The 25,737-nt window shown below is 45.8% G+C and carries 20 protein-coding genes; 9 read left to right on the top strand and 11 right to left on the bottom strand.

Going from position 1 to position 25,737, the window contains the following annotated elements; all coding sequences use genetic code 11:
* Nucleotides 1–69 precede the first annotated feature (69 nt).
* On the top strand, nt 70–2,631 hold the full coding sequence (locus L3V33_RS18875) for a PBP1A family penicillin-binding protein (RefSeq protein WP_171316629.1): 2,562 nt from the start codon (nt 70–72) through the stop codon (nt 2,629–2,631).
* 111 nt (nt 2,632–2,742) lie between these two features.
* Here the strand turns inward: L3V33_RS18875 and oxyR are convergent, their stop codons facing one another.
* Nucleotides 2,743–3,636: a DNA-binding transcriptional regulator OxyR gene (gene oxyR / locus L3V33_RS18870; RefSeq protein ID WP_114634071.1), complete on the bottom strand. Its 894-nt coding sequence runs from the start codon at nt 3,634–3,636 to the stop codon at nt 2,743–2,745.
* Here oxyR and L3V33_RS18865 point away from each other — a divergent pair.
* The 3 genes from L3V33_RS18865 (at nt 3,635) to L3V33_RS18855 (ending at nt 6,377) form a co-directional block, all read left to right on the top strand.
* Nucleotides 3,635–3,835 (top strand): hypothetical protein, encoded by a 201-nt coding sequence (locus L3V33_RS18865; protein WP_114634072.1) that lies wholly within the window; start codon nt 3,635–3,637, stop codon nt 3,833–3,835. The two genes, oxyR and L3V33_RS18865, sit on opposite strands and share 2 nt — an antisense overlap.
* Nucleotides 3,836–3,857: 22 nt before the next feature.
* Nucleotides 3,858–4,586: a glutathione peroxidase gene (locus L3V33_RS18860; protein WP_004729672.1), complete on the top strand. Its 729-nt coding sequence runs from the start codon at nt 3,858–3,860 to the stop codon at nt 4,584–4,586.
* Nucleotides 4,587–4,910: 324 nt separating this feature from the next.
* The gene (locus L3V33_RS18855; RefSeq protein WP_237291034.1) at nt 4,911–6,377 is read left to right on the top strand and encodes a dihydrolipoyl dehydrogenase; all 1,467 of its coding nucleotides are present in this window, start codon (nt 4,911–4,913) and stop codon (nt 6,375–6,377) included.
* 243 nt (nt 6,378–6,620) lie between these two features.
* Here the strand turns inward: L3V33_RS18855 and L3V33_RS18850 are convergent, their stop codons facing one another.
* Nucleotides 6,621–6,968 carry a RidA family protein gene (locus tag L3V33_RS18850; protein ID WP_004729674.1) on the bottom strand — a complete coding sequence of 116 codons (348 nt, stop codon included), beginning with the start codon at nt 6,966–6,968 and terminating at the stop codon, nt 6,621–6,623.
* Between the two features lie 87 nt (nt 6,969–7,055).
* Here L3V33_RS18850 and L3V33_RS18845 point away from each other — a divergent pair, with 87 nt between their 5' ends.
* Nucleotides 7,056–7,304: a DUF3624 domain-containing protein gene (locus tag L3V33_RS18845; RefSeq protein WP_029405376.1), complete on the top strand. Its 249-nt coding sequence runs from the start codon at nt 7,056–7,058 to the stop codon at nt 7,302–7,304.
* A gap of 243 nt (nt 7,305–7,547) precedes the next feature.
* On the opposite strand, the gene argH is transcribed toward L3V33_RS18845, so the two are convergent.
* The 4 genes from argH to argC all read right to left on the bottom strand — a co-directional run bounded on the left by argH (nt 7,548) and on the right by argC (nt 12,900).
* A complete protein-coding gene (gene argH, locus L3V33_RS18840) occupies nt 7,548–9,422 on the bottom strand; it encodes an argininosuccinate lyase (RefSeq protein WP_004729676.1) in 1,875 nt (624 codons plus the stop codon).
* Between the two features lie 347 nt (nt 9,423–9,769).
* Entirely contained in the window at nt 9,770–10,981 is a 1,212-nt protein-coding gene (locus tag L3V33_RS18835) for an argininosuccinate synthase (protein WP_009848894.1), read from the bottom strand.
* A gap of 113 nt (nt 10,982–11,094) precedes the next feature.
* Entirely contained in the window at nt 11,095–11,883 is a 789-nt protein-coding gene (gene argB, locus L3V33_RS18830; RefSeq protein WP_237291033.1) for an acetylglutamate kinase, read from the bottom strand.
* A gap of 12 nt (nt 11,884–11,895) precedes the next feature.
* Nucleotides 11,896–12,900, bottom strand: a complete 1,005-nt coding sequence (gene argC / locus L3V33_RS18825) for an N-acetyl-gamma-glutamyl-phosphate reductase (RefSeq protein WP_102553496.1) — start codon at nt 12,898–12,900, stop codon at nt 11,896–11,898.
* A gap of 153 nt (nt 12,901–13,053) precedes the next feature.
* Here argC and argE point away from each other — a divergent pair, with 153 nt between their 5' ends.
* From argE to L3V33_RS18810, 3 genes are all read left to right on the top strand, one after another.
* Nucleotides 13,054–14,190, top strand: coding sequence for an acetylornithine deacetylase (gene argE, locus L3V33_RS18820; RefSeq protein ID WP_171308883.1), 1,137 nt, complete (start codon nt 13,054–13,056; stop codon nt 14,188–14,190).
* Nucleotides 14,191–14,441: 251 nt separating this feature from the next.
* Nucleotides 14,442–17,078 (top strand): phosphoenolpyruvate carboxylase, encoded by a 2,637-nt coding sequence (gene ppc, locus L3V33_RS18815; RefSeq protein WP_017077604.1) that lies wholly within the window; start codon nt 14,442–14,444, stop codon nt 17,076–17,078.
* A gap of 373 nt (nt 17,079–17,451) precedes the next feature.
* On the top strand, nt 17,452–17,991 hold the full coding sequence (locus L3V33_RS18810) for a PadR family transcriptional regulator (RefSeq protein ID WP_065207413.1): 540 nt from the start codon (nt 17,452–17,454) through the stop codon (nt 17,989–17,991).
* Nucleotides 17,992–18,099: 108 nt separating this feature from the next.
* Here L3V33_RS18810 and metF read toward each other — a convergent pair whose 3' ends face one another.
* The 3 genes from metF to L3V33_RS18795 all read right to left on the bottom strand — a co-directional run bounded on the left by metF (nt 18,100) and on the right by L3V33_RS18795 (nt 22,873).
* Entirely contained in the window at nt 18,100–19,002 is a 903-nt protein-coding gene (gene metF, locus L3V33_RS18805) for a methylenetetrahydrofolate reductase (protein ID WP_237291032.1), read from the bottom strand.
* Nucleotides 19,003–19,277: 275 nt separating this feature from the next.
* On the bottom strand, nt 19,278–21,689 hold the full coding sequence (locus L3V33_RS18800; protein WP_004729684.1) for a bifunctional aspartate kinase/homoserine dehydrogenase II: 2,412 nt from the start codon (nt 21,687–21,689) through the stop codon (nt 19,278–19,280).
* Between the two features lie 2 nt (nt 21,690–21,691).
* Nucleotides 21,692–22,873, bottom strand: coding sequence for an O-succinylhomoserine (thiol)-lyase (locus L3V33_RS18795; RefSeq protein ID WP_029224093.1), 1,182 nt, complete (start codon nt 22,871–22,873; stop codon nt 21,692–21,694).
* Between the two features lie 208 nt (nt 22,874–23,081).
* On the opposite strand from L3V33_RS18795, the gene metJ reads away from it, so the two are divergent.
* On the top strand, nt 23,082–23,402 hold the full coding sequence (gene metJ, locus L3V33_RS18790; RefSeq protein ID WP_004729686.1) for a met regulon transcriptional regulator MetJ: 321 nt from the start codon (nt 23,082–23,084) through the stop codon (nt 23,400–23,402).
* Between the two features lie 216 nt (nt 23,403–23,618).
* Here the strand turns inward: metJ and L3V33_RS18785 are convergent, their stop codons facing one another.
* Together L3V33_RS18785 and rpmE are read right to left on the bottom strand one after the other, a co-directional pair.
* Nucleotides 23,619–24,908 carry a malic enzyme-like NAD(P)-binding protein gene (locus L3V33_RS18785; RefSeq protein ID WP_237291031.1) on the bottom strand — a complete coding sequence of 430 codons (1,290 nt, stop codon included), beginning with the start codon at nt 24,906–24,908 and terminating at the stop codon, nt 23,619–23,621.
* Between the two features lie 332 nt (nt 24,909–25,240).
* The gene (gene rpmE / locus L3V33_RS18780; RefSeq protein WP_004729688.1) at nt 25,241–25,459 is read right to left on the bottom strand and encodes a 50S ribosomal protein L31; all 219 of its coding nucleotides are present in this window, start codon (nt 25,457–25,459) and stop codon (nt 25,241–25,243) included.
* Between the last annotated feature and the right edge of the window lie 278 nt (nt 25,460–25,737).

The raw sequence follows: 25,737 nt of genomic DNA, 5'->3' as shown, positions 1-25,737 counted from the left end.
AAGCTAAGTTTTTAGCCTAGAGTACAAGGGTTTGCTGCTTATCAGCCTTAACTAATCAGGGATTATCCGGTGAAGTTCATAAAGCGATTATTCATATTTACATTGATTTGCATGATTCTTGGAGTCAGTACAATTTTTGGGTTTTATTATTACGTAAAACCAGAGTTGCCTGATGTTGCCACTTTGCGTGACGTGAAGCTCCAAACGCCAATGCAAGTCTTCAGTCAAGACGGTAAGTTGATCTCTCAATTTGGCGAAAAGCGTCGTAACCCAGTGACTTATGACGAGATTCCTCGCCACTTAGTTGAGGCCCTGATTGCCACCGAGGATAGCCGTTTCTACGAACACCCAGGTATTGATCCAATCGGTATCACCCGTGCAGCGCTCGTCGTTGCTATGTCGGGTTCAGCCAAGCAAGGGGCGAGTACCATTACTCAGCAGCTTGCGCGTAACTTCTTCTTATCTAATGAGAAAAAGATCATGCGTAAGATCAAAGAGATCTTCATTGCGATCCATATCGAGCAACTGCTTAGCAAAGAAGAGATCATGGAGCTTTATGTAAATAAGATCTTCCTTGGTCACCGCTCGTACGGTTTTGGCGCGGCAGCGCGTGTTTATTTCGGAAAGGATCTCCCTGAGCTCACCCTGAGTGAAATTGCTACGCTGGCGGGGATGCCGAAAGCACCATCCACGATGAACCCTATCTATTCGCTTGAGCGCGCGACTCACCGTCGTAACGTGGTATTACGTCGTATGTTAGACGAGAAATACATCACTCAAGCAGAGTTCGATGAAGCTCGTAGCGAGACATTGATATCGAAATACCACGGTGCAGAGATTGAACTGAGCGCGCCGTATGTTGCTGAAGTAGCACGTGCTTGGATGGTTGAACGCTATGGCGAAGCCGCTTACACATCAGGAATGAAGGTTTACACGACCGTTGATTCAAAACTGCAAAAAGCAGCGAACCAAGCGGCGATTAAGAACCTACTTGGCTACGATGAGCGTCACGGCTACCGTGGTGCAGAAAAAGTATTATGGCAGACGGCACAATCAGCTTGGGATCAGGAACAAATCGTTAAACACCTTAAGTCTCAACCAACCTATGGTGACTTAGTACCTGCTGTTGTTACCGCGGTTGATTCGAAAAGTGCTCAAGTTTGGGTTAAAAACCAAGGTGAAGGCACTATTGAGTGGCAAGGCATGAACTGGGCGCGTAAATTCCTAACGGATAATCGCCAAGGACCAGCCCCTTCTCAAGCGAAAGAGATTCTTGCTGTTGGTGAACAAGTTTGGGTTCGCCATGAAGCAATTACAGGAGACGAAGTATCTGAAGAACCGACAGAAGAGTCAGCAGAGGCGAAGTCAGAAACACCTGTTGAATGGCGACTAAGCCAAGTACCCAATGCGAACACTGCTTTTGTTGCAATGAACCCGAACAACGGCGCGGTATTGTCGATGGTGGGTGGCTTTAACTTTGTTCACAACAAATTCAACCGTGCGACGCAATCTATTCGTCAGGTGGGTTCTGGTATCAAACCATTTATCTACTCAGCGGCGATTGATAAAGGCCTAACGTTAGCATCACTGATCAACGATGCGCCTATCAATCAATGGGATAAGAGCCAAGGTACCGCATGGCGACCAAAGAACTCACCACCGACCTACGTGGGTCCTACGCGTTTACGTATTGGCTTAGCTCAATCTAAAAACGTAATGGCTGTGCGTGTGCTGCGTGAAGTTGGCTTAGATGATACTCGTAACTACCTAACTCGTTTTGGTTTTGATATTGACGAAGTACCTCGATCTGAAACCATTGCTCTAGGTGCGGGTAGCTTAACGCCAATGAAGGTAGCTCAAGGTTACTCAGTATTCGCTAATGGCGGCTACTACGTTGAACCTTTCTACATCAGCCGCATTGAAACGCCATTTGGTGAGACTGAATTCGAAGCAACACCAAAAGTGGTTTGTAAGGACAATTGCGATCATAAGGTTGCCACAGACCCAATGGCCGATGAGTTTGCAGAGCAAGATGTGGATGCCAAAGTGCAATACGCGCCTCAAGTCATCTCTGAGCAAAACGCATTCCTTGTTCGCGAAATGATGTACAGCAACATCTGGGGCGGCGGTGACTGGAGTGCTGGCACAGGTTGGAATGGTACAGGTTGGCGAGCTCAGCCGTTGAAGCGTCGTGACATTGGCGGTAAAACCGGTACAACCAATGACTCGAAAGATACATGGTACAGCGGCTACGGCCCTGGCATGGTGGCAACGGTATGGGTTGGTTTTGATAACCACAACCGTAACCTAGGTCGAACTAAAGCGAACTCTAACCTTGGCAAGAGCCAAATTACCGGTGCCGAAGCGGGCGCTAAAACAGCAGAACCTGCATGGGTTGATTTCATGGGTACTGCGTTAGCGGGCGTTCCTGCTGAACGTAAAGAGATTCCGGAGAACATCGTTCGTGTTCGTATCGACCGTGAAACTGGCTTACTGACTAACAAGTTCGATAGCTCATCGATGTTCGAGTACTTCGAGAAAGGCACAGAGCCAACTGAGTACATCACTGAACGTTTCAATGATGACATCTACTCAACGTCATCAGGCGAAGCAGTAGAAGAGCTATTCTAGCTAGGGTTTGTTGAACCTAGTAAGATGAACCAACAAAAAAGGGTTGATATGAATTCATATCAACCCTTTTTTATATCTACATCTGAACGAACTCCACTCTAAACTCGAGTGCTAAGCCGTTTTTTCCAATTGAGTTCGGATAGCCTCAGCCAGTTGCTCAAAACGCCCCTTTAGCGGAGAGCCCGGTCGGTAGGCAACAACAATGCGACGTGAAGGTGTTGGATTCACCGCTGGCACGTAACACACGCCATCTTTCTGCTTTTCCTTTGGAACCGATAACTGAGGTAACAAGGTAATGCCCGCCCCTGCCGCTACCATGTTACGCAGCGTTTCTAAGCTGGTCGCTTTAAAGCGTTCATCATCTTTTGCACCCGCAGCAAAACAGAAACCCAAGGCTTGGTCTCGTAAGCAATGACCATCGCCCAGTGCAAGTACGGTTTGTCCATTTAACTGCAGCATATCGACAGCGTCCTGTTGTGCCCATTCATGGTCACACGGTACGGCAACGCTTAATGGCTCGTCATAGACATCAATCTCTTTGAACGCTGCCGTTTCATCAACCGCAGCCAGCACCAAGCAATCAAGCTTGCCATCTTCTAGTTGGCTCACTAACTGATGGGTCTGCGCTTCGTGCAGGTAAAGCTCAAGATCTGGGAAACTCTCTTTTAGATGAGGAATAATCTTTGGCAAAATGTATGGGCCAACGGTCGGGATAAAACCAATGTGCATTGGTCCCGTCATCGCTTCACCGTGTCCACTCGCCATATCTTTAAACGTCTTTACCTCGTTGAGAATGCGCTTGGCTTGCTCAACAAGTTGTAAACCTGACTCTGTAAATATTACCTTCCTTGGGCTACGCTCGGTTAACTGAAGTCCAATTTCATCTTCCAGTTTGCGTATTTGACCGCTCAATGTCGGCTGACTTACAAAGCACGCTTCTGCTGCTTTTCGAAAATGTTTGTGCTCAGCGAGCGCCACCAAGTATTCAAAGTCACGAATGTTCATGCTCAGTCTCTTACCTCAGGTTTTAATAAGAACAAGGTTTTTAATAGAAACATTTAAAAGAAAAATGCTCTTGATAGAATTTACCTATCAAAACCATAACATCAAACGATTAGAGCTATCAAAGGATTTATCTAATAATGGGCTCAACGAAACGAAACAGAGCAAAGAAAAACGTTATGCTCTGATAGAAAAAAATTAAAATACTATTTAAGGAAATCAATATGTTTGCATCTAAAGAAGGTCAATCAATCCCTCAAGTAACATTCCCAACTCGCCAAGGCGATGCATGGGTTAACGTAACGACGGAAGAGCTATTCAAAGACAAGACAGTTATCGTATTCAGCCTGCCAGGTGCGTTTACACCAACATGTTCTTCAAGCCACCTACCTCGTTACAACGAGCTGCACTCTGTATTCAAAGAAAACGGCGTTGATGACATCCTTTGTGTTTCTGTAAACGACACGTTCGTAATGAACGCATGGAAAGCAGACCAAGAAGCTGAAAAAATCACATTCATCCCAGATGGCAACGGCGACTTCACAGACGGCATGGGTATGCTAGTTGAGAAAAACGACATCGGCTTTGGCAAACGTTCATGGCGCTACAGCATGCTGGTTAAAAACGGCGTGGTAGAAAAAATGTTCATCGAAGAAGACGTACCAGGCGACCCGTTCAAGGTTTCTGATGCTGATACTATGCTTAACTACCTTGCTCCTGAACACAAAGAGCAAGAGTCAATCACAGTATTCACTAAGCCAGGCTGTCCTTTCTGTATGAAAGCAAAACAGAACCTAATCGACAAAGGTCTAAACTACGAAGAAGTGGTTCTGGGTAAAGACGCAACAACAGTAAGCCTACGTGCAATCTCTGGTCGCACTACCGTTCCTCAAGTATTCATCGGTGGCAAACACATCGGTGGCAGCGAAGAACTAGAAACTTTCCTAGGTTAATCACTTAGTCGCTAATAAACGCTTAGTGATTAAATAACCTAAGTAATTAAATAGCTTAGTAATACCAGCTAACTCACCTTTTTGTGGGTTAGCTATTCCAAACCACTCTTATCTGAGCTTTGGAAAAAGATACAGCTTCTAACTCGCCAACTTTTAACTAACCTATAGTTAGTAACAAGAAGCAGTTAGTAACAAAAAGCTGAATCACAAGCTAAACCTAATAAAACAGAATCACAAAACTGAACCGCAATCCTGACTCTCAAAAAATCACCAGAGTTGGAGGGGTTCGTTCACACTAAATTTAGCCATTGCGAGAAAATTATTATGAAACAAGTCAATGTAGATGTAGCAGTTATCGGGGGCGGTACAGCAGGTCTAGGTTCTTACCGCGCTGCAAAAGCACACACTGACAGTGTCGTGATGATTGAAGGCGGCCCTTACGGCACAACCTGTGCTCGTGTTGGTTGTATGCCATCCAAACTGCTTATTGCAGCAGCTGAAAGCGTACACCAAATCGAGAAAGCTCCGGCTTTTGGCGTTCACCCACAAGGTGATATCGTGATTAACGGCCGTGAAGTGATGGACCGAGTGAAGTTTGAACGTGACCGTTTTGTTGGTTTTGTTTTAGAAGGTGTTGATGAAATCCCAGAGCAAGACAAGATCTCTGGCTACGCAAAGTTCTTAGACGACAACACGCTACAAATCGATGACCACACGGTTGTCAACGCTAAGCGTATTGTTATCGCGACCGGCTCTCGCCCTGCATACCCTGCAGTTTGGAATGAGCTTGGTGACCGCCTGATCATTAACGACGACGTGTTCAGCTGGGATGATTTACCGGAATCAGTCGCAGTATTTGGCCCAGGTGTGATTGGTCTTGAGCTTGGTCAGTCACTGCATCGCTTAGGTGTGAAGACCAAACTGTTCGGTTTGGGTGGTCAAGTTGGCCCAGTAACCGACCCAGAAATCATGGCGTATGCAGATAAAGCCTTCAATGAAGAGTTCTACCTTGATGCTGACGTGAAAATCGAAAGCATGAAGCGCGTTACCACAGAATCAGGTGAAGATCGCGTCGAAATCCAGTTCATCAATAAGCAAGGTGAACTAGAAACTAACATCGTTGAGTATGTGCTGGCAGCAACAGGCCGTCGTCCTAATACTGATAAGCTTGGCCTAGATAATACCTCTCTAGAGCTTGATGAACGTGGTGTGCCAATCGCCGACCACTACACGCTACAAACATCGCTACCATCAGTCTTTATTGCTGGTGACGCAAGTAACCAACTGCCTCTGCTACATGAAGCAGCTGACCAAGCACGTATTGCGGGTGATAATGCAGGTCGCTTCCCTGAGATTCGCGCAGGCTTACGCCGCTCTAAAATCTCTGCGGTATTCTCTGACCCACAAATCGCGATGGTTGGTGAAACATACAAAGAGATCATAACCCGCTTAGGCACATGTGGTTGTTTCGCAACGGGTGAAGTGTCTTTCGAGAACCAAGGTCGTTCACGAGTGATGCTACGCAACAAAGGTATTCTGCACGTTTACGGCGAGCAAGGTACAGGCCGTTTCCTTGGTGCTGAGATGATGGGACCAAACGCAGAACATTTGGCTCACTTACTCGCATGGGCACACCAGAAAAAGATGACGGTTTCTGAAATGTTGGATATGCCGTTTTACCATCCAGTAATTGAAGAAGGTGTACGAACAGCGCTACGTGACCTAAATGCGAAACTGCACCTTGGTCCAGAGATGGTGAAACACTGTCTAGATTGTGGCCCGGGTTGTTAACCTCGGAATATTGTTAAGTAGTTAGCAAACGCTAGATACTAAAAAGGAAAGCCATTGGCTTTCCTTTTTGTTTTTGGCAACGAGCAAATAATAGATTCCCGACCACGCTCCTTCGTCGCTACCGGGAATGACGACGCTTTGTGATACACAATTAAGTCGAAGTCCAAACTCGTCATTCCAGAATCGAGGAACGAGGTATCTGGAATCTCTTGAAGCAATTACTTATCGCTATAGACTTCGCGATTACTTCTCAGCAGCAATCACAGAGATCTCAACAAGTAACGCTTCGCGAGCCATGTCACCCGTCACACATGCGCGAGCTGGAGCGTGACCTTCTGGAACCCATGCATCCCAAACTGCATTCATTTCTTGGAAGTCTTTCATGTCTTTCAAGTAAATCGTTGCTGACAGCATGTGTTCTTTGTCGCTACCCGCTTGCTCAAGTAGGGCTTCCACTTTATCCAGCATAGTTTGTGTTTGCTCAGTGATGTCTTTTGTTGCATCAGCACACACTTGGCCACATAGGTAGATAGTGCCGTTGTGTTTAACAATACGGCTCATGCGTTGTTTGGTTTCTTGGCGCTCAATCATCGACTTTCTCTCTCTGTGTCACCGTGATCCAATATCTTGTGACGTGTTATTATCAAGGCAACAAGCATAACGCGAATCAAACCCAAGATGACATGCATTCATTGCAATAAAAGTGAAAAAATCCGTAACAAACTCGGCCGCTGCCAGCGCTGTATGAATCAGCTGATGGTGTTGTCGATTTTAAGTTGGGGAGTATGGTGGTTGTTTTTCAAAGAAGACCCAAAAACCATCAATGCCATCGCTTTGATGATGGCTGCTTTCGCATTCAGTGGTTTGCTGTCGTTGCATTGGATAATGAAGTTTGTGGTGCTGCCTTTAAGGAACAAAAAGCGTTAACAGAGAGACTTTGCTAGATAAGTGATAAAGGCTAGATACCCAATAAAATGACCCGACTTAGCAAGCCATCATCATTTCCCAAACAGCAGATAGAAAAAAGCCCCAGAACCAATCGATTCTAGGGCTTTCTTAGAAAATTCTAAGAAAAAGCAGTGGTACTTTAATAGACCGGACTTTTCTTAATTTGTTCCCAAAAAAGATCAATTTTTTGATCTTTTTTTTAGGGGCTATAAAATCAATGCTTTATGCAACATTAACCTTAGCGATGATCTGCTCTACCAAGTTCACTTCCAAGGCCACTTCATCACACGCGTGTTGACGAGGGCACTGGTCACAATCTTTCAGCACCTTCTCAGGCAGCAGAGATTTTGATGTCGGTAAGAAGTCATGCTTCATAAAGAACTCTGGAGTACGAGTCAGTACAAACACCTTCTTAATGGCCATTTGTCGTGCTTTATCAACCAAGTGCTGCACAATCGCGGTACCCTGCCCTTGACCTTGCCATCCAGCCTCAACACCGAGCGAGCGAATTTCCGCTAAACCAGAATCATACACATAGAGTGAGGCGCAACCTGTCACCTCACCATGATGTTCTGCGACAGCAAACGAGCCAATATCACGCACCAGTTCATTACGAGAACGAGGTAGGTTTTCACCCATGTTAGCCCAGTAGGCCACCATGCCTTCCAACGCTTCAATATCCGTCAGACGAGCAGGACGAACCTTCACGATGGAAGTGTCACGCTGTGATAAACGCTTCTCAGCTTGGTCAACCGCGTAAGCCACTTGCTGTGGTGATACACCGCCTAGCGCGCTACGTTTTTCAAGACACGATTCAATGGTCAGAATGTCATACACATCCTCTTCAATCACCTCAGAGAACTCTTTCATCTCTGCGATGGTTAACTCTTCTAATGCACAGCCTTTAGCAATCGCCGCCACTACCGTCACACCAACAATATGGTGAGCTTCACGGAAAGGAATGCCTTTCGCTACTAGGTAATCAGCCAGCTCAGTTGAGTTCGCGTAGCCTTGTTTCGCTGCTTCAAGTGTACGTTCGCCGTTCACTTTAATGCCGTCAAAACAAAGAGCAGCCATTTCCATACAATCATTCCAAGTGTCTAAAGCGTCGAACAGACCTTCTTTATCTTCTTGCATGTCTTTGTTGTACGCCAAAGGCAGGGCTTTCACTGTCATCATCATTGCGGCTAATGAACCATAAACACGGCCAGTTTTGCCACGGATAAGTTCGAGCGCATCAGGGTTTTTCTTTTGTGGCATCAGAGATGAACCTGACGTCACAGTATCCGCTAACTCGATGAAGTTCGATTCACCTGAGTTATAGAAAATCATATCTTCTGCAAGACGTGAAAGGTGAAGCATAGAGATAGATGCAATCGACATCAGCTCCATCACATGATCACGGTCAGAGACTGAATCTAGAGAGTTGCGTGTTGCACGACGGAAACCTAAGTTGTGAGCTAACTCTTCACGGTCCATCGGGTAAGCAGTTCCTGCAAGGGCACCAGAACCCAGCGGACATGTATCTAGACGCTTAATCGCATCATTCAAACGCGAGTAATCACGCTCAAGCATTTCAACGTAAGCCAAGCACCAGTGAGCAAAAGTTACCGGCTGAGCACGTTGCAAGTGAGTGTAGCCAGGAAGCACGGTTTCTTGATGCTGAGAAGCGACATTCACCATTTGGCTTTGCAGACGATCAAGCGCGAGTAGCAGTTGGTTACCTTGTTGACGACACCAAAGTTTAAGGTCAGTCGCTACTTGGTCATTACGAGAACGGCCAGTATGCAGTTTTTTGCCCAAATCACCGACTTTGCCGATAAGTTGCTGCTCAACCCAGCTATGAATATCTTCAGCATCAGAACGTAAAATCTGTTCAGGATCTTCCATCACCTCGAGTTTTAGCTCGTTCAGTGCAAGCTCTAGTCTTTGCTGTTCTTCTTCTGTTAGAACGTTGACCGATTGTAGAGCCTTTGACCAGGCAATAGAGCCCACAATGTCTTGCTCAGCCAATCGGTAATCAAAACGAAGAGAATCGTTAAAATCTTTGAACCGGGTGTCTGCTGCTTGGGTAAATCTACCGCCCCATAATGCCATTGTGTATCTCCTAATTGCACAGTGCTCACTGTTTTTGCAAATGATAATTCTGATTAAGATTCAGTATTTTTCTGATGGTTTAAACTTACGGCAATTCAAAATGAAAATAAAGTATTAATTCATTATTTTCACATATTTATTCATCGAGAGTTCAATCCGTTGATTATTTTCAGCGTGGAGCGCGAATTATATGCCATTCGTCAGTAAAAACCGAAGCTGATTTATTAAACAAACAGAAAGCAAAAAGCCCACTCACTAATCAATAGTAAATGGGCTTTGCATAATGATGTCTGTTTACTGGCCTTCAACCTTTCGCTAAAGGCTAGCTCACTAACTCATTGTTCGGATTACTTTTGGCTATTCAGAGCACGGATACGGCTTGATAGCGAGTAAAGACGGATGAAGCCTTCAGCGTGGCTTTGGTCGTAAACTTCATCTTCGCCAAAGGTTGCAAACTCTTCTGAGTACAGGCTGTTGTCAGAACGCTTCTGAGTCACCGTTGCATGGCCTTTGTAAAGTTTGATAACCACTTCACCATTCACGTCTTGTGCTAGCTCATCTGTTGCTGCAAGAATTGACTTACATAGCGGAGTGAACCAACGGCCGTCATATACAAGGTGAGAAGCCTTAACACCCAGCTCTTCACGGAATTCGAATGCCGCTTTATCAAGAACCAATTGCTCTACTGCACGTAGTGCTTCCATCATGATTGTGCCACCTGGAGTTTCGTAACAACCACGAGACTTCATGCCAACAAGACGGTTTTCTACGATATCGATACGACCAACACCGTGTTTAGCACCCTTCTCGTTTAGGTAAACCAGCGCGTTGTATGGCGTCATTGTTTCGCCATCAACCGCAACCACTTCACCTTTTTCAACTTTAAGCGTCACTGTTTCAGATTCGTTTGGCGCTTGCTCTGGGTCTACAGTCCATGCCCAGCAATCTTCATCAGGGGCATTCCATGTATTTTCTAGTACGCCACCTTCTGTAGAGATGTGCCATGCGTTTGCATCACGCGAGTAAATCTTAGTTAGAGAAGCGGTACAAGGGATGTTACGCTCAGCTAGGTAGTCTAGACACTCTTCACGGCTCACTAGATCCCATTCACGCCAAGGTGCAATTACGTGTAGGTCTGGTGCTAGTGCAGCAAATGCACCTTCAAAACGAACTTGGTCATTACCCTTACCAGTACAACCGTGACATAGCGCGTCTGCACCTACTTTACGTGCAACTTCAACCTGAGCTTTCGCAATGATTGGACGAGCCATTGAAGTACCTAACAAGTATTTACCTTCGTAGTAAGCACCTGTTTTAAGCGTTGGGTAGATGTAATCTGCCACCATCTCTTCTTTAAGGTCAGCGATGTAACACTCAGACGCACCAGAAGCTTTTGCTTTCTCTTCGATTCCAATCAGCTCTTCATCGCCTTGGCCTACATCAGCAACAAATGCGATAACTTCGCAGTCATAGTTCTCTTTCAACCATGGGATGATTACTGATGTGTCTAGACCGCCAGAGTAGGCTACTACAACTTTCTTTACGTTAACTTTGCTCATTTTCTTTCTCCTAGTTTCCATACTGCACATGGCGGTCAGCGTTGGAAATCACTTTAATAATTATATGTTTAATCTGTTTATCTAAATTCTTTAGTAGTAACTCGTAGTGAGGTCTACTGAGGTAAAAACTGTGTTCCTATGCTCTTACCTGCAAAAAGTTGTGTCAGCTTGTCTGGGTATCGCCAGGTTGCAACTTCAATTGGTCGTCCTAGGTCATTAGCCGCTTCTAGTGCAGCTTGTACTTTTACGATCATGCCATCGGTAATCACTTTACCTTTAATAAGGTCATCGGCTTGTTGCTGATTAAGGCTTGGAATGAGGTGACCTTTGCCATCCAAAACACCACTCACATCAGAAAGTAGTACCAATTCAGCATCGAGTGCACCTGCCACAGCCACAGCCGCTTGGTCTGCATTGACGTTCATCAGTTGTCCTTGCTCAGTCAGACCAATGGAACTAATGATTGGCAATGCACCAGCATTAAGGATAGCTTGCAGAACGGTTGAGTCGCCCGGCTCAGCTTTACCTACTGCACCCAATTCAGGGTTCAGCTCGCTGACTTTACATAGACCACCATCTGCGAGGCTCAAACCAACGGCGTTGATACCGTCTTTAATTGCCTGACCTTGAAGTAATTTATTCGCAGTGCCCGCTAGCGCACCTGCGATCAAAGGAATCTGCTCGTAAGGGGTAACACGTAACCCTTCTTTCTTAACCGTTTCGAGGTTTAGCTTACTCATCAAATCATCAACAAGATAACCACCACCGTGAACAATCGCGATTGGTCGCTGTGCCTGTTGTTGGTAAGCAGAGATAGCACCAAATAACTTGCTAAGTGTTTCACCACAAGATAGCGCAGCGCCACCTAACTTTATGATTAATGGTTGATTATTAAGGCTCATATCTAGATTCCCTTACACTAACGCAGTTAATGGCGCAAAACCATAACGTAAATTCAAACACTGCATCGCTTGGCTAGATGCACCCTTTAATAAGTTATCAATCGCTGAAACAACGATGATATGTTGACCTTGAACCTTCCAGCCTAAATCGCAGAAAGGTGTCTGTTCTACATCTTGAATTCTTGGCAATGTCTCTTCGAGTAATCTCACAGCTGGCTTACCTTGATAAGCTTGCTCGAAGGCATCTTGTATCTGTTGTTCTGTCACACCGTCAGCCAATTTCATGGTGATGGTCGCTAAAATGCCGCGCTTAAAATTCCCTAGATGCGGAGTGAAAATCACATCACATCCTAAGTGTGCAGCCATTTCAGGTTGATGACGGTGATTGAATACCCCATAAGCTTGTAAGCTCACTTCACAGAAGCTGTTTACCATGCTCGCCTTACGACCTGCTCCGGTTACACCACTGGTTGCATTAATCACCGGCCATTGGTTTGTATCAAGTAGCTTTGCTTCAACCAAAGGCTTAATCGCTAATTGAGAAGCTGTTGGGTAACAACCGGCTACTGCGACAAGTTGAGCTTCTTTAATTTCTTGCTCATTCCACTCAGCTAAGCCGTAAGCCGCTTTATCGAGCCACTGTTCATGTTGATGCTCAAAACCGTAGAACTCTTGATAAAAGTTTTCGCCTTTAACTCTAAACGCGCCCGATAGGTCGAATACTTGGCAATCATTCTCAAGAAAGATGGGGGCTAGGTCGTGGCTTACTTCATGCGCTGTTGCTAAGAAAATCACGTCTGATTGCTTTGCCACTTCTTCCGGATTTGTTAAAGGTTGCACTGGCATATCAATCAGGCCAGCTAACTTACCGTGCAGTGCAGCGATAGGTTTACCCGCGTCTACACTATTGGCTGAGACATATAAACCTGATAGCGTGAGCTCAGGGTGTCTGTTTATCATTAGAGCCAGTTCTGCTCCGGTGTAGCCGCTTGCGCCAATGATCGTGGTTTTCAACATCTCAACACATCCATTCTTGAGGTAAGTTACATTTCAAATTTGACTATTCATACTTAATTTTTAGCTTTATTTGATTTCTTATGCATTAAATATGATTTAATATGTGTTTTACCGACTTATGGTTTTCCTGTCAATAGTAGAAGTGAAGTTATTATGCAATTACCGAGTTTTCTTGAGGTCTATAAAGGCCTAATTTCCACCGACTCCATTAGCTCCACCGATCCAAGCTGGGATCATGGCAACGAGAAAGTGATCGAAAAAATGGCTCAATGGTTTAAAGACGTAGGCTTTAGTGTTGAGGTGGTAGAGGTCGAACCCGGCAAGCATAATATGGTCGCAAAGATGGGTTCTGGCGAAGGGGGCTTACTGCTTGCAGGACACAGCGACACCGTGCCATTCGATGAAGGACGTTGGAACTTCGACCCTCACGCACTGACCGAACACAACAACCGCTTCTACGGATTAGGCACCGCCGATATGAAAGGCTTTTTCGCTTTCGTTTATGAAGCTGCAAAGAAGATGGATTGGAGCAAGCAAACCAAGCCGCTTTATGTATTAGCAACCTGTGACGAAGAAACCACTATGCTGGGTGCACGTCATTTCACTGAAAATTCGCCGTTTAAACCGGATTACTGCATCATTGGTGAGCCAACCAGCCTCGTGCCGATTCGTGGTCATAAAGGCCATGTCGCTAATGCTGTGCGAGTAACGGGTAAGTCAGGCCACTCTTCTGATCCGGCATTAGGCGTTAACGCCATCGAGATCATGCATGAAGTGCTGTTTGCTTTAATGCAGCTGCGTGACAAGTTAGTCAAAGAGTATCATCACCCGGGTTTCGCAATTCCAAGCCCTACTCTAAATCTTGGGCATATTCACGGAGGAGATAGCGCTAACCGTATCTGTGGCTGCTGTGAACTACACTATGACGTTCGTCCTTTGCCCGGTATTAGCTTAGATGGCTTAGATAACATGCTGCGCAGCGCACTTAAAGAAGTGGAAGCAAAATGGCCGGGCAGAATTGAAATTACTCCCCTGCATGAGCCAATCCCAGGCTATGAGTGCCAGCACGACCATCCATTTATCGGTGGCATGGAATCGGTGTGTGAGATTGAATCGCAAACCGTGAACTACTGTACTGAAGCACCTTTCCTTCAAGAGTTATGTCCAACCTTGGTGTTAGGTCCAGGCTCAATTGACCAAGCTCACCAACCGGATGAGTTCTTAAGCTTCGATTTTATTGACCCAACAATTGATGTTCTGAGTAAATCGATCCGTAAATATTGTTTCTAGTTATTACTTCCCTTCCAATATTTTCGTATATAAGCCACCCAAAAAGGTGGCTTTTATTCTGTTATCCCTGACACAGCCTGATCTTGTAATTAAATTTCACTTTTTCTCTAAGTTTTGAAAAATTTACTTCTCCCGCATTTTTAAACCTAATAATTGCAAACTTAGAATGCTTTATTTGACTAGATACAGCACTTTTCGCTAGATTGTGTACTTAACAAGGAACAATGGATGTAATTTTTTTACGAGGCAGGATGACAATGAACGAGAAATACGCCGCTCTCAAGAGTAACGTAAGCATGCTGGGACGCTTGCTAGGTAACACAATCCAAGATGCACATGGTGACGTTATCTTAGAGAAAGTGGAGACTATCCGTAAACTTTCCAAATCCGCCCGCGCAGGCAACAAAGCTGACCGTGACAGCCTAGTTGAAGAAATCAAAAACCTGCCGAACGAACAACTCACTCCTGTTGCTCGTGCATTTAACCAATTTCTCAACCTCACCAACATGGCAGAGCAATACCACACCATCTCTCGCCACTGTGAGGAGCATGTTTGCGAACCAGACGTGCTGCAATCTCTATTTTCTAAACTAAATCAAAATGACATCAGCAAGCTAGACGCGGCTCAAGCCGTTCGCGACCTGAACATTGAACTCGTTTTGACCGCTCACCCAACAGAAATCACTCGTCGAACCATGATCAACAAGCTAGTTAAGATCAACGAGTGTCTGTCTAAATTAGAATTAAGCGACCTATCACACAAAGAACGTGTGAAAACCGAACGTCGCCTAGAGCAGCTTATCGCTCAAGGTTGGCACTCTGATGTGATTCGTCAGCAACGCCCGACACCACTTGATGAAGCTAAGTGGGGCTTTGCGGTTGTAGAAAACTCTCTATGGGAAGCCGTGCCTGATTTCCTACGTGATATGGATGGCCGACTAAAAGGTTACCTTGGTGAAGGCCTACCAATCGATGCACGCCCAGTTCACTTCTCATCTTGGATGGGTGGCGACCGCGATGGTAACCCATTCGTAACGCACACCATCACCAAAGAAGTACTGCGCCTATCTCGCTGGAAAGCCGCTGATCTGTACCTAGGTGACGTGAACGAGCTGATTACCGAACTGTCGATGACGAAGTGTAATGATGCCGTTCGTGAATTGGCTGGCGATGAGCACGAAGCTTACCGTGCAATCCTTAAGAGCCTACGCACTCTGCTGAACAACACGCTAGAAGTGCTTGACGCAAAACTGCATGATGCTGAAGTACCGAAGAAAGAAACACTACAGAACATCGACCAACTTTGGACACCACTTTACGCGTGTTACCAATCGCTGCACGAATGTGGCATGGGCGTAATCGCGGATGGTTCTCTGCTTGATACCCTACGTCGCCTAAAAGCATTCGGTGTGCATTTAGTTCGTCTCGATGTTCGTCAAGAAAGTACACGTCACTCAGATGTCCTATCTGAACTGACTCGCTACCTAGGCATTGGCGATTACGACCAGTGGAGCGAGCAAGACAAGATTGCTTTCTTAACCAATGAATTAAGCTCAAAACGCCCACTGCTACCGCGCGACTGGGAGCCCTCTGAACAAGTCAAAGAGGTTTTAGACACCTGTAAGGTCGTTGCTGCTCAACCTCGCGAAGCCTTTGGTGCTTACGTAATTTCTATGGCTCGTACAGCATCGGATGTGCTGGCTGTTCACTTGTTGCTGCAAGAATGTGGTTGCCCGTACCGCATGGACGTATGTCCATTGTTCGAAACGCTGGACGACTTGAACAACTCAGAAGCAGTAATGAAACAGCTAATGAGCATCGATTTGTACCGTGGCTTTATCCAGAACCACCAAATGGTGATGATCGGATATTCTGACTCAGCAAAAGATGCTGGCGTAATGTCTGCAGGTTGGGCGCAATACGACGCAATGGATAAGCTGGTTAAGGTTTGTGAAGAAGAGGGCATTGAACTGACTCTATTCCACGGTCGTGGCGGTACAGTTGGTCGTGGTGGTGCGCCAGCGCACGCTGCACTTCTTTCTCAGCCACCTAAGAGCTTGAAAGGCGGCTTGCGTGTAACAGAGCAAGGCGAAATGATCCGCTTTAAACTTGGCTTGCCAGATGTTGCCGTAAACAGTTTCAACCTATACGCAAGTGCGATTCTAGAAGCGAACCTTCTGCCGCCACCTGAGCCAAAACAAGAGTGGCGCGACCTAATGGAAGTGCTTTCTCAAGTTTCTTGTGAGGCTTACCGTAACGTGGTTCGCGGTGAAGAGAAGTTTGTCCCTTATTTCCGTCAAGCTACGCCAGAGCTAGAGTTAGGCAAATTGCCCCTTGGTTCTCGCCCTGCGAAGCGTAACCCGAACGGTGGCGTAGAAAGCTTACGTGCGATTCCATGGATCTTCTCTTGGAGCCAAAACCGTTTGGTACTTCCAGCATGGTTAGGTGCAGGTGAAGCAATCCAATACTCCGTAGATCAAGGCCATCAAGCGCTACTGGAAGAAATGTGTCGTGAATGGCCATTCTTCTCTACTCGTCTAGGTATGTTGGAAATGGTGTACTCGAAGTGCAACATGGAAATCGCTAAGTACTACGATCAACGCCTTGTTGATAAAGAACTGCTGCCGTTGGGTGAATTACTGCGTGAACAATTGCAGAAAGACATCAAAGCCGTGCTGAATGTAGAAAATAACGAGAACCTGATGCAGAGTGACCCATGGGGGCTTGAATCAATTCGCCTACGTAACATCTATGTTGAGCCACTAAACATGCTTCAAGCTGAGTTGCTTTACCGTACTCGTAAGTGTGAAACACCACCAGCAGAGCTAGAAGAAGCACTAATGGTGACGATTGCAGGTATTGCAGCAGGTATGCGAAACACTGGTTAATTAGTGATTCCTACTATAACCTAATCAGCATTTACATCTAAAAAAAGAACAAAAGGTCGCCATGTGCGGCCTTTTTATTTCACCAGATAACCACTAGTAAGTATTTTGTCAGTTTTTTGGGTTATTTTGTCCATGTATTCTACTTTATGCTTATTATTTAGATATACTACTGCTCCGCTGCGGAAACACTCCAACAAAATAATCTGCAGCAACTTGACCTATAAACTGGTCAACCTAGGTGATAAACGGCTTTGTAAGGTGACATAACCAACCGCCGAGTTGGTGCTACTTAGACATAACCAATATAACGTGCCATTAGAAGCACACTTGTTGTCTAAGTATTTGTTTACTGTTTACCATTTGGATTTCAGACATGTCATTACCACACGTAATTCTAACCGTTTTAAGTACACGCGATGCTACTGGTTACGATATCACAAAAGAATTCTCCTCAAGCATTGGTTACTTCTGGAAAGCTAGCCACCAACAAGTTTACCGCGAGCTAAATAAAATGGCTCAGAACGACCAGGTAACTTGCGTGCTTGAGCCTCAAGAAGGCAAACCTGATCGTAAAGTTTACTCTATCACTGACGCAGGCCGCAGCGCGCTAGGTGAATGGTTTGAACAACCAACTGCACACCCAACCGTTCGTGACGAGTTCTCAGCTAAGCTAATGGCTTGTGCTGTACAACCTGCTGACGCTTACCGTGTACAACTTGCTGAGCTAGTTGAAGAGTCTCGCAAACTGGTTTCTCACTACAAAGAAATCGAAGCGGCTTACTACGCAACGCCATCTACACTAGACAAGCAAGCACGCCTAGAGCGTTTAACGCTTCGTCGTAACCTACTTATCCGTGAAGCATGGATTGTATGGGCGGACGAAGTACTGCTTGAACTTGGTGCTCTTGCTTAAGTTAAGCTAGAAAAGCAAAAGGCTTGAACTCTTAGAGTCCAAGCCTTTTTTGTATCTATCGGATTTGAGATTTACAGTAAATAGCGCTTTAACAAGGCTGAAGCTTAATTACAGCGCAGCAACTTGTTGTGGGCGAACACCTAGAGTATGGCAAAGTGCGTAGGTCATTTCTGCACGGTTTAGCGTGTAGAAGTGGAAGTCTTTCACACCTTCACGGCTCAGCGTACGAACCATATCGATCGCTTGGCTCGCACCGACTAACTGGCGAGTCGTTGGATCATCATCCAAGCCTTCGAATTGCTTCGCCATCCAGCCCGGTACTTTTACGTTATTCATCGCAGCGAAACGAGACGCTTGTTTGAAGTTAGAAACAGGTAAGATGCCCGGAACAATCTCAACATCAACACCAGCCGCCACACAACGGTCACGAAAACGTAGGTAGCTTTCTACATCGAAGAAGAACTGAGTGATGGCACGGTTAGCACCGGCATCCACTTTACGCTTTAGGTTAATAAGATCAGATTGAGCGCTTTTTGCTTCAGGGTGAACCTCAGGGAATGCCGCTACTGAGATATCAAAATCATGACGTGATTTAAGCAGTTCAACTAGGTCAGATGCGTACATCTCTGGCGCACCGCCGCCTGCTGGAATGTCACCACGCAACGCAACAATACTTTCAATGCCATTTGCCCAGTAGTCGTCGGCAATTTGAATCAGCTCTTCGCGGCTCGCATCAATACATGTTAGGTGTGGTGCTGCCACTAGGCCAGTTTGGTTCTTAATTTCTTTAATGATTGAGTGGGTACGGTCACGCTCACCCGAGTTTGCACCGTAAGTTACCGATACAAATTTTGGTTGAAGTGTTTTAAGACGGTGAACAGAGTTCCACAAGGTCTCTTCCATCTTCTCACTGCTTGGTGGAAAAAACTCAAATGACACATTGATGTTGTCAGAAAGCTCAGCGATATTCTGATTTAAAGCGTCGATATGACTAGCGTGTGTGTATCCCATCTTACTCTCCCTGTGGCAAAAGCAACCACTAAAACTCAAATCCTTAAACAACGTTTAGACGTCTATATGTCTGTAGAATGTATTGAATACGATTTAATGTCAACAGATCCATTATGAATTTTTCTCAAGTAGATCGTGAGTAAAACTCAAGTCGTTAGATGGGTCGCAAAGCAGAAATAATGTAGAAAAAAGGCTGACAAACACATCGTGCTTTCAGCCTTATTTATCTTAGTGAATAGTATGCTATTTAGACACTAAACCAACCGATCTGAAAATCAAAACAGGCTAGACATTCTGTTTAGATCAGATTGAATTGCGCCAGCTGTTACTTCACGACCTGCACCCGGGCCACGAATAACCAATGGATTATCTTTGTACCATTTGCTCTCAATCGCAAAGATATTATCGCAGGGCAGTAAGTTCGCCAGTGCGTGCTCTTTCGATAGTGCTTCAACGCCTACGGTTGCCTTACCGTTCTTCTCCAAACGCGCTACGTAACGTAGAACTTTCTGTTGAGAGTGCGCTTTTTCCAAACGCTCAGCCAACTCTTCGCTTAGAACAGAAGCTTTATCGAAGAAGTCATCCACTGATAGCTCTTGCAGCTCTGCAGGTACGAGCGATTCCACTTTTACGTTTTCAGGTTCGATATCCAAACCCGATTCACGCGCTAGAATCACCAGCTTACGCATGACGTCTGAGCCATCAAGGTCAGCTCTTGGGTCTGGTTCAGTCAGTCCTTGTTGCCACGCTAAATCGACTAACTCGCTGAATGGCACCGTGCCATCAAACTGTTGAAACAACCAAGATAAAGTGCCAGAGAAAATACCAGACAGAGCAATGATATCGTCACCGCTCTCACGCAGGTCTCGCACAGTGTGGTTGATAGGTAAACCAGCACCCACTGTCGCGTTGTACAGCCAGTGGCGGCTGATCTTAGCGAAAGCATCTTGTACCTGATGGTAATACTCGCTCGATGCAGATCCTGCCACCTTGTTAGCCGAGATCAGGTGGATACCTTGTTGTGCAATTTGTAGGTATTTTGCAGCAAGCACAGGGCTAGCAGTGACATCGAGTACTACTGCTTCATCGTAACCCTGAATAGAACCTAAACGCTCTAGCCAGTCGTTACCATTGTTAGCAATCGCTTCATCATCAAAACGTTTACCAACTGAAGTCGCATCAATGCCTTGATCGTCGAACCAATAGGTTTGGCTATCAACCACCGCAACCAATTCAAAGTTCATCCCACGACGCTTTTCAAGTTCCGCTTTTTGCTCGGAAAACAGACTTAACCAACTTGAGCCAATATTGCCCTTACCACACAAGGCAATCGCAACACGCTTCTGAGCTTGGAACAGTTGAGAGTGAATGCCTTTCACTAGGCTTGATGTTTCACTCTTACGAATCACGGCTACCAAGCTTAAGCCTGAGTTCGCTTCTGAGATAAACTCAACCGGCGAGCTCTTGAGCTGTTGGTAGAAACCGTAGCAATGGTTCGGGTTCTTAGTCACACCCGCCCCCACTGCAGCAATCAGAGAAAAACCTTCTTTCAGTTTAATCTCAGCTTCAATCGCGTGGTCTTGTAGATATTCTAATGCACCACCAGCGATCTCTTCCGTGTAAGCAAGGCGCAAGCAGTGTTGATCGGGTTCTAATTCATAAGCAAGCGGCTCTAATTGAGCACGCTTAAGCCCTTCAAGGACTTCACTCTCCAGACGGTCGAAATCATGGCCGTGACCAAAGGTCAGTTGCACGATAAGAACTTCATCCAAAGAGGTAATGATTTTTGCACCACGCCCCGATGCCAGTACTCGCTCTATCTGTGTAGAGCCTGCCTCCGGCTGGTAGCTGCAGCGCAAGCTGAGATCCATGGCACTTTGAGCGACAGGCTGTAGCGTTCGACTGTGTAGCACTGGAGCCGCAAGACGAGCTAATTCACTGGCTTCATCAAGGCGAAGCAGAGGTAATAAACACGCATCCGAAACCAAACGAGGATCTGCGCTGTATACGCCCGCCACATCACTCCAGATTGTCACGCGTTCAACTTCAGCTAGAGCACCAATAACAGTTGCAGAGTAATCCGAACCGTTACGCCCAAGCAGCACCGTTTCGCCTTCGCAGTTCTGAGCCATAAAGCCAGTAATTACCACGCGACAATGTGCATGCTGCGCCAAGGCTTCTTTAATCAGAGGATAAGAGCGTGCGCGGTCAACTTCAGGTTGAGCACCCGCTTCTGCACGTAAAAAGGCACGTGCATCTTGAGCAACTGCTTGTAAGTCATGCTGGCACAACAACGTCGCCAACAAACGTGAAGACCAAACCTCACCATGACCCAGTACTTGTGCTTTTTGTGCTTCACTCAAGGGAGCCGTTAGCTCACCCAAAGCGGTAAATTCTTGTTGGATGGTTGCCGTTAGTTGCGAGGCGGCTTCACCTTCAAGCAGAGCCTCAATCAGTTCAAGTTGAAACTGACGAAGGGTTTGCAGGCATTCATGAGCAATACGACCATCTTTGTCGAGCGCTTCGACAAACTCAATTAAGCGGTTGGTTGTTTTACCTGCGGCCGATACCACCACCAAATCCGTCGCTGATGAATATTCTCTAAGAATGTTGACCACGCGTTGGTAACATTCAGGGTTCGCTAAACTGCTGCCACCAAATTTATGTAGCTGGCGAAAGGTTGCCATTATTAAGCCTCCCCTTCAGCGATAAAGCGTTGTGTTTTTTCAAACGCTTGCTTGAGATCGTCGATTAGGTCTTCCGCATCTTCAAGGCCAACAGAAAGGCGCAGTAATTGTTGAGAAACACCCGCTTCTGCCAATGCTTCTTCGCCCATCGCACGGTGAGTCATCGACGCAGGGTGACAAATCAGGCTTTCAACACCACCCAGTGATTCAGCCAAAGAAAATAGCTCTAACTTATCGACAAAATATTTAAGCGCTTCAAAAGAGCCCGCAAACTCAAAGCTCAGCATGGAACCAAAGCCCAACTGCTGTTTCTTCGCGATCTCGTGACCTGGGTGTTCAGGAAGGCTTGGGTGGTAAATAGTGCCCACCAGATCTTGTTGTTGCAGCGCTGTCAGAATTTCACGTGAACTCTCTTCGTGAACACGCATACGTGCACCTAGCGTACGAATACCACGTAGAGTCATGTAACTATCAAATGGTGTGCCGGTCGCACCAATACAGTTGCCCCACCATGCAAGCTCTTCAGCGTGCTCTTCAGTTTTCGTCACGACAACGCCACCAATAACATCTGAGTGTCCGTTGATGTATTTGGTGGTTGAGTGGATAACAAAATCAGCACCCAGCTCTAAAGGCTTTTGGAACACCGGCGTCAAAAACGTGTTATCGACAGCAACCAGAGCACCAACCTCTTTCGCTTTACGGCAAGTCTCTGCAATATCAACCACACGAACCAACGGGTTCGATGGCGTTTCTATTAAGATCAACTTTGGCTTGAGCGCGATCGCCGCATCCAACGCTGCTTGATCCGATTGATCAACGAACAAAACTTTGAAGTCACCTTTTAACGAGCGGGTATTAAACAGGCGGTAAGTACCGCCGTAGCAGTCGTGCGGAGCGATAATAAGATCATCGCCACCTAAGAAAGCCGAAACCCATAAGTTAAGCGCCGAAGTACCGCAGTTAGTCACCACTGCACCTTTGCCAGACTCAAGCTCAAACAATGCCGTTTCTAATAAACCACGATTTGGGTTACCAGAACGGGTGTAATCGTACTTTGGCACTTCACCAAAAGCGGGAAACCCATAGTTAGTCGAAAGATAAATAGGTGGGACAACGGCATGGTGTTGCGTGTCTGACTCGATACCAGTACGTACTGCGATTGTTGCTGGCTTCCGGCTGCTCATAGGTGCTTCCTTACAAGTTTTGCGTCTGAGAATCACAGCGGCTTGTCGGCATTCTGCGGCTGTGTTAGATATATGTTATTCACTTTACTTTCATAAATGTGAGACGTCAACACTTCTGGACGTCTATATGTCTTTGCTTATGGCAGTAAATCCCGCTAAAATCACCACTATTAATTTATTCTAACAACTAAAGTGATGAAGGTACGCAATGGCCGACTGGAATGGTGAATACATAAGCCCATATGCTGAGCATGGAAAGAAAAGCGAACAAGTAAAAAAAATTACAGTTTCTATCCCTCTAAAAGTGTTAAAGGTTCTTACTGACGAGCGCACTCGCCGCCAGATTAATAACCTACGCCATGCAACAAACAGTGAGCTACTGTGCGAAGCCTTTCTACATGCGTACACAGGCCAACCACTGCCAACGGATGAAGATCTCCGTAAAGACCGTCCAGACGACATCCCGACTGAAGTGAAAAAGCTGATGACAGAGATGGGTATCGAATTCGAAGCGTTTGACGAAGAATAAAAACAACTCAGTCACTGCCTTCAATATTGATTCGCTATAGCTGAACCTTATTTGTCACATCACCCACTACGTTATCGGTAGCTGCTCTGTGAATGATAGACATAAAAAAAACCGACTCCTATGAGTCGGTTTTTTATTATTCTTTTTCGCTCAATAGAGCAACAGCTATTAAGCTATTAAGCTATTAAGCTATTAAGCTATTAAGCTATTAAAGCATTAAGCCATATAGTTAGCAGGCATCTCAATACGAGCTACGCCAGATTCAACGGCCGCTACTGCAACCGCTTTTGCTACGCGAGGAAGTAGACGTGGGTCCATTGGCTTAGGAATGATGTAGCCTTTACCAAACTCCAGTGCAGTCTCACCTGCAGCAGCGAGTACTTCAGCCGGAACTTCTTCTTTCGCTAGTTCACGAATCGCTTTAACCGCCGCCAGCTTCATCTCATCATTGATTTCGCTCGCACGCACATCAAGCGCACCACGGAAAATGAATGGGAAACAAAGTACGTTGTTTACTTGGTTCGGGTAATCGCTACGGCCTGTACCCATGATAAGGTCAGAACGAACTTCATGAGCAAGCGCTGGCTTGATCTCTGGATCTGGGTTTGAACATGCAAACACAACAGGCTTATCAGCCATCAGCGTGAGTGCTTCTGCTGGTAACAGGTTGGGACCTGATACGCCCAAGAACAGGTCAGCGCCTTCGATAACATCTTCAAGCGTGCGCTTGTCCGTGTTATTTGCGAATAGCGCTTTGTATTCATTCAGGTCTTCACGACGAGTATGGATTACACCTTTACGGTCAAGCATGTAAATCTTCTCACGCTGAGCGCCACACTTAATCAGCAGTTCCATACAAGCAACCGCCGCTGCGCCAGCGCCCAAACAAACGATCTTACACTCTTCAAGCTTCTTACCTTGAAGCTCAATCGCGTTCAGCATACCAGCAGCCGTTACAATCGCTGTACCGTGTTGGTCATCGTGAAAAACAGGGACATCACAACGCTCAATCAGGCGACGCTCAATCTCAAAACAGTCAGGTGCTTTGATGTCTTCTAGGTTAATACCGCCGAATGTATCTGCGATATTCGCAACCGTATCAACGAACTCATCGATTGTGCGGTGTTTAACTTCAATATCGATAGAATCTAAACCAGCAAAACGCTTAAACAGCAGCGCTTTACCTTCCATAACAGGTTTAGAAGCAATAGGGCCAAGGTTACCTAGGCCAAGAATCGCTGTACCGTTAGAGATAACTGCAACCATGTTGCCTTTACCTGTGTACTTATAAACGTTATCAACGTTCTGTGCGATCTCGCGAACAGGCTCAGCCACGCCTGGGCTGTATGCAAGTGCTAGGTCTTCTGCAGAGTTTGCAGGCTTCGTCAGTTCTACGGCAATTTTGCCTGGAATTGGGAACTCATGGTAATCAAGAGCTTGCTGACGGAATTGTTCTTGAGGCGATAACGCTTGAGAGGATTGATCTTGGCGGCTGTCTTCAGACATAGGTGTAGGTTCCTAGGATATTATTATTTGGGGGATCTTGTTCATGTTAATAGATGTACTTCAAAGTTCCTAGGTGGTTAAAGCCTCTGTCTCATTAAAAAACGAGATTTCACTACTAATAAGACCAGTGAGCAGTTGAAATTACTGTCGCTTGTTGAACTTTCGAGCGGATTTCGAGAATGGAGTATTGGGTGTAAGTTATGAAACAAAACTCAAGCGGGTTGCCTGTCGTTTTCGATATGTTGATAGCTGAATAAGATTCAGCGTTTTCTTAAATTTCAGGCAACAAAAAAGGACACCGAAGTGTCCTTTTTATGTCTAAATAGCGAGAATTACTTCTTGCTAGAAAGAGCACCGAAACGCTTGTTGAAGCGATCAACACGGCCGCCAGTATCTACGATACGTTGCTTACCAGTGTAGAATGGGTGACATTTGTCACATACGTCTAGGTGGATAGATTCTTTTGCAAGCGTTGAGTTGAACTCAAATGTGTTGCCGCAAGAACAAGTTGCAGAAACTGCTTTGTATTCTGGGTGGATACCAGTTTTCATGGGATAACCTCAAGTAGGCCGTGTCGCTATACGATTCTAAGCCGCACACCACACGTAGTTAAAAAATAAAATAAAGACACCGCTGCATCACTAAACTGCGATAAAGCCATACCTTTAAGGCGCAGTATAGTAATGAATCTATAAGGCAGGATCAACTGATTTGATACATTTTTCACCAATAGCCTCTTTATTTCCTTTGTCGGCCTGAGATTTCGGGCTCTCGTTATCTTCCTGCGTTAACTCGATACTCTCATCCAAACTGCTCCTCGAATTTAACG

Origin of the sequence: Vibrio sp. A2-1, from assembly GCF_021728355.1 — a bacterium.
GTDB classification, from domain to species: Bacteria; Pseudomonadota; Gammaproteobacteria; order Enterobacterales; family Vibrionaceae; genus Vibrio; species Vibrio splendidus_K.
Note: the sequence above shows the minus strand (reverse complement) of the source record. Positions and strands in the feature narration are given on the sequence as shown.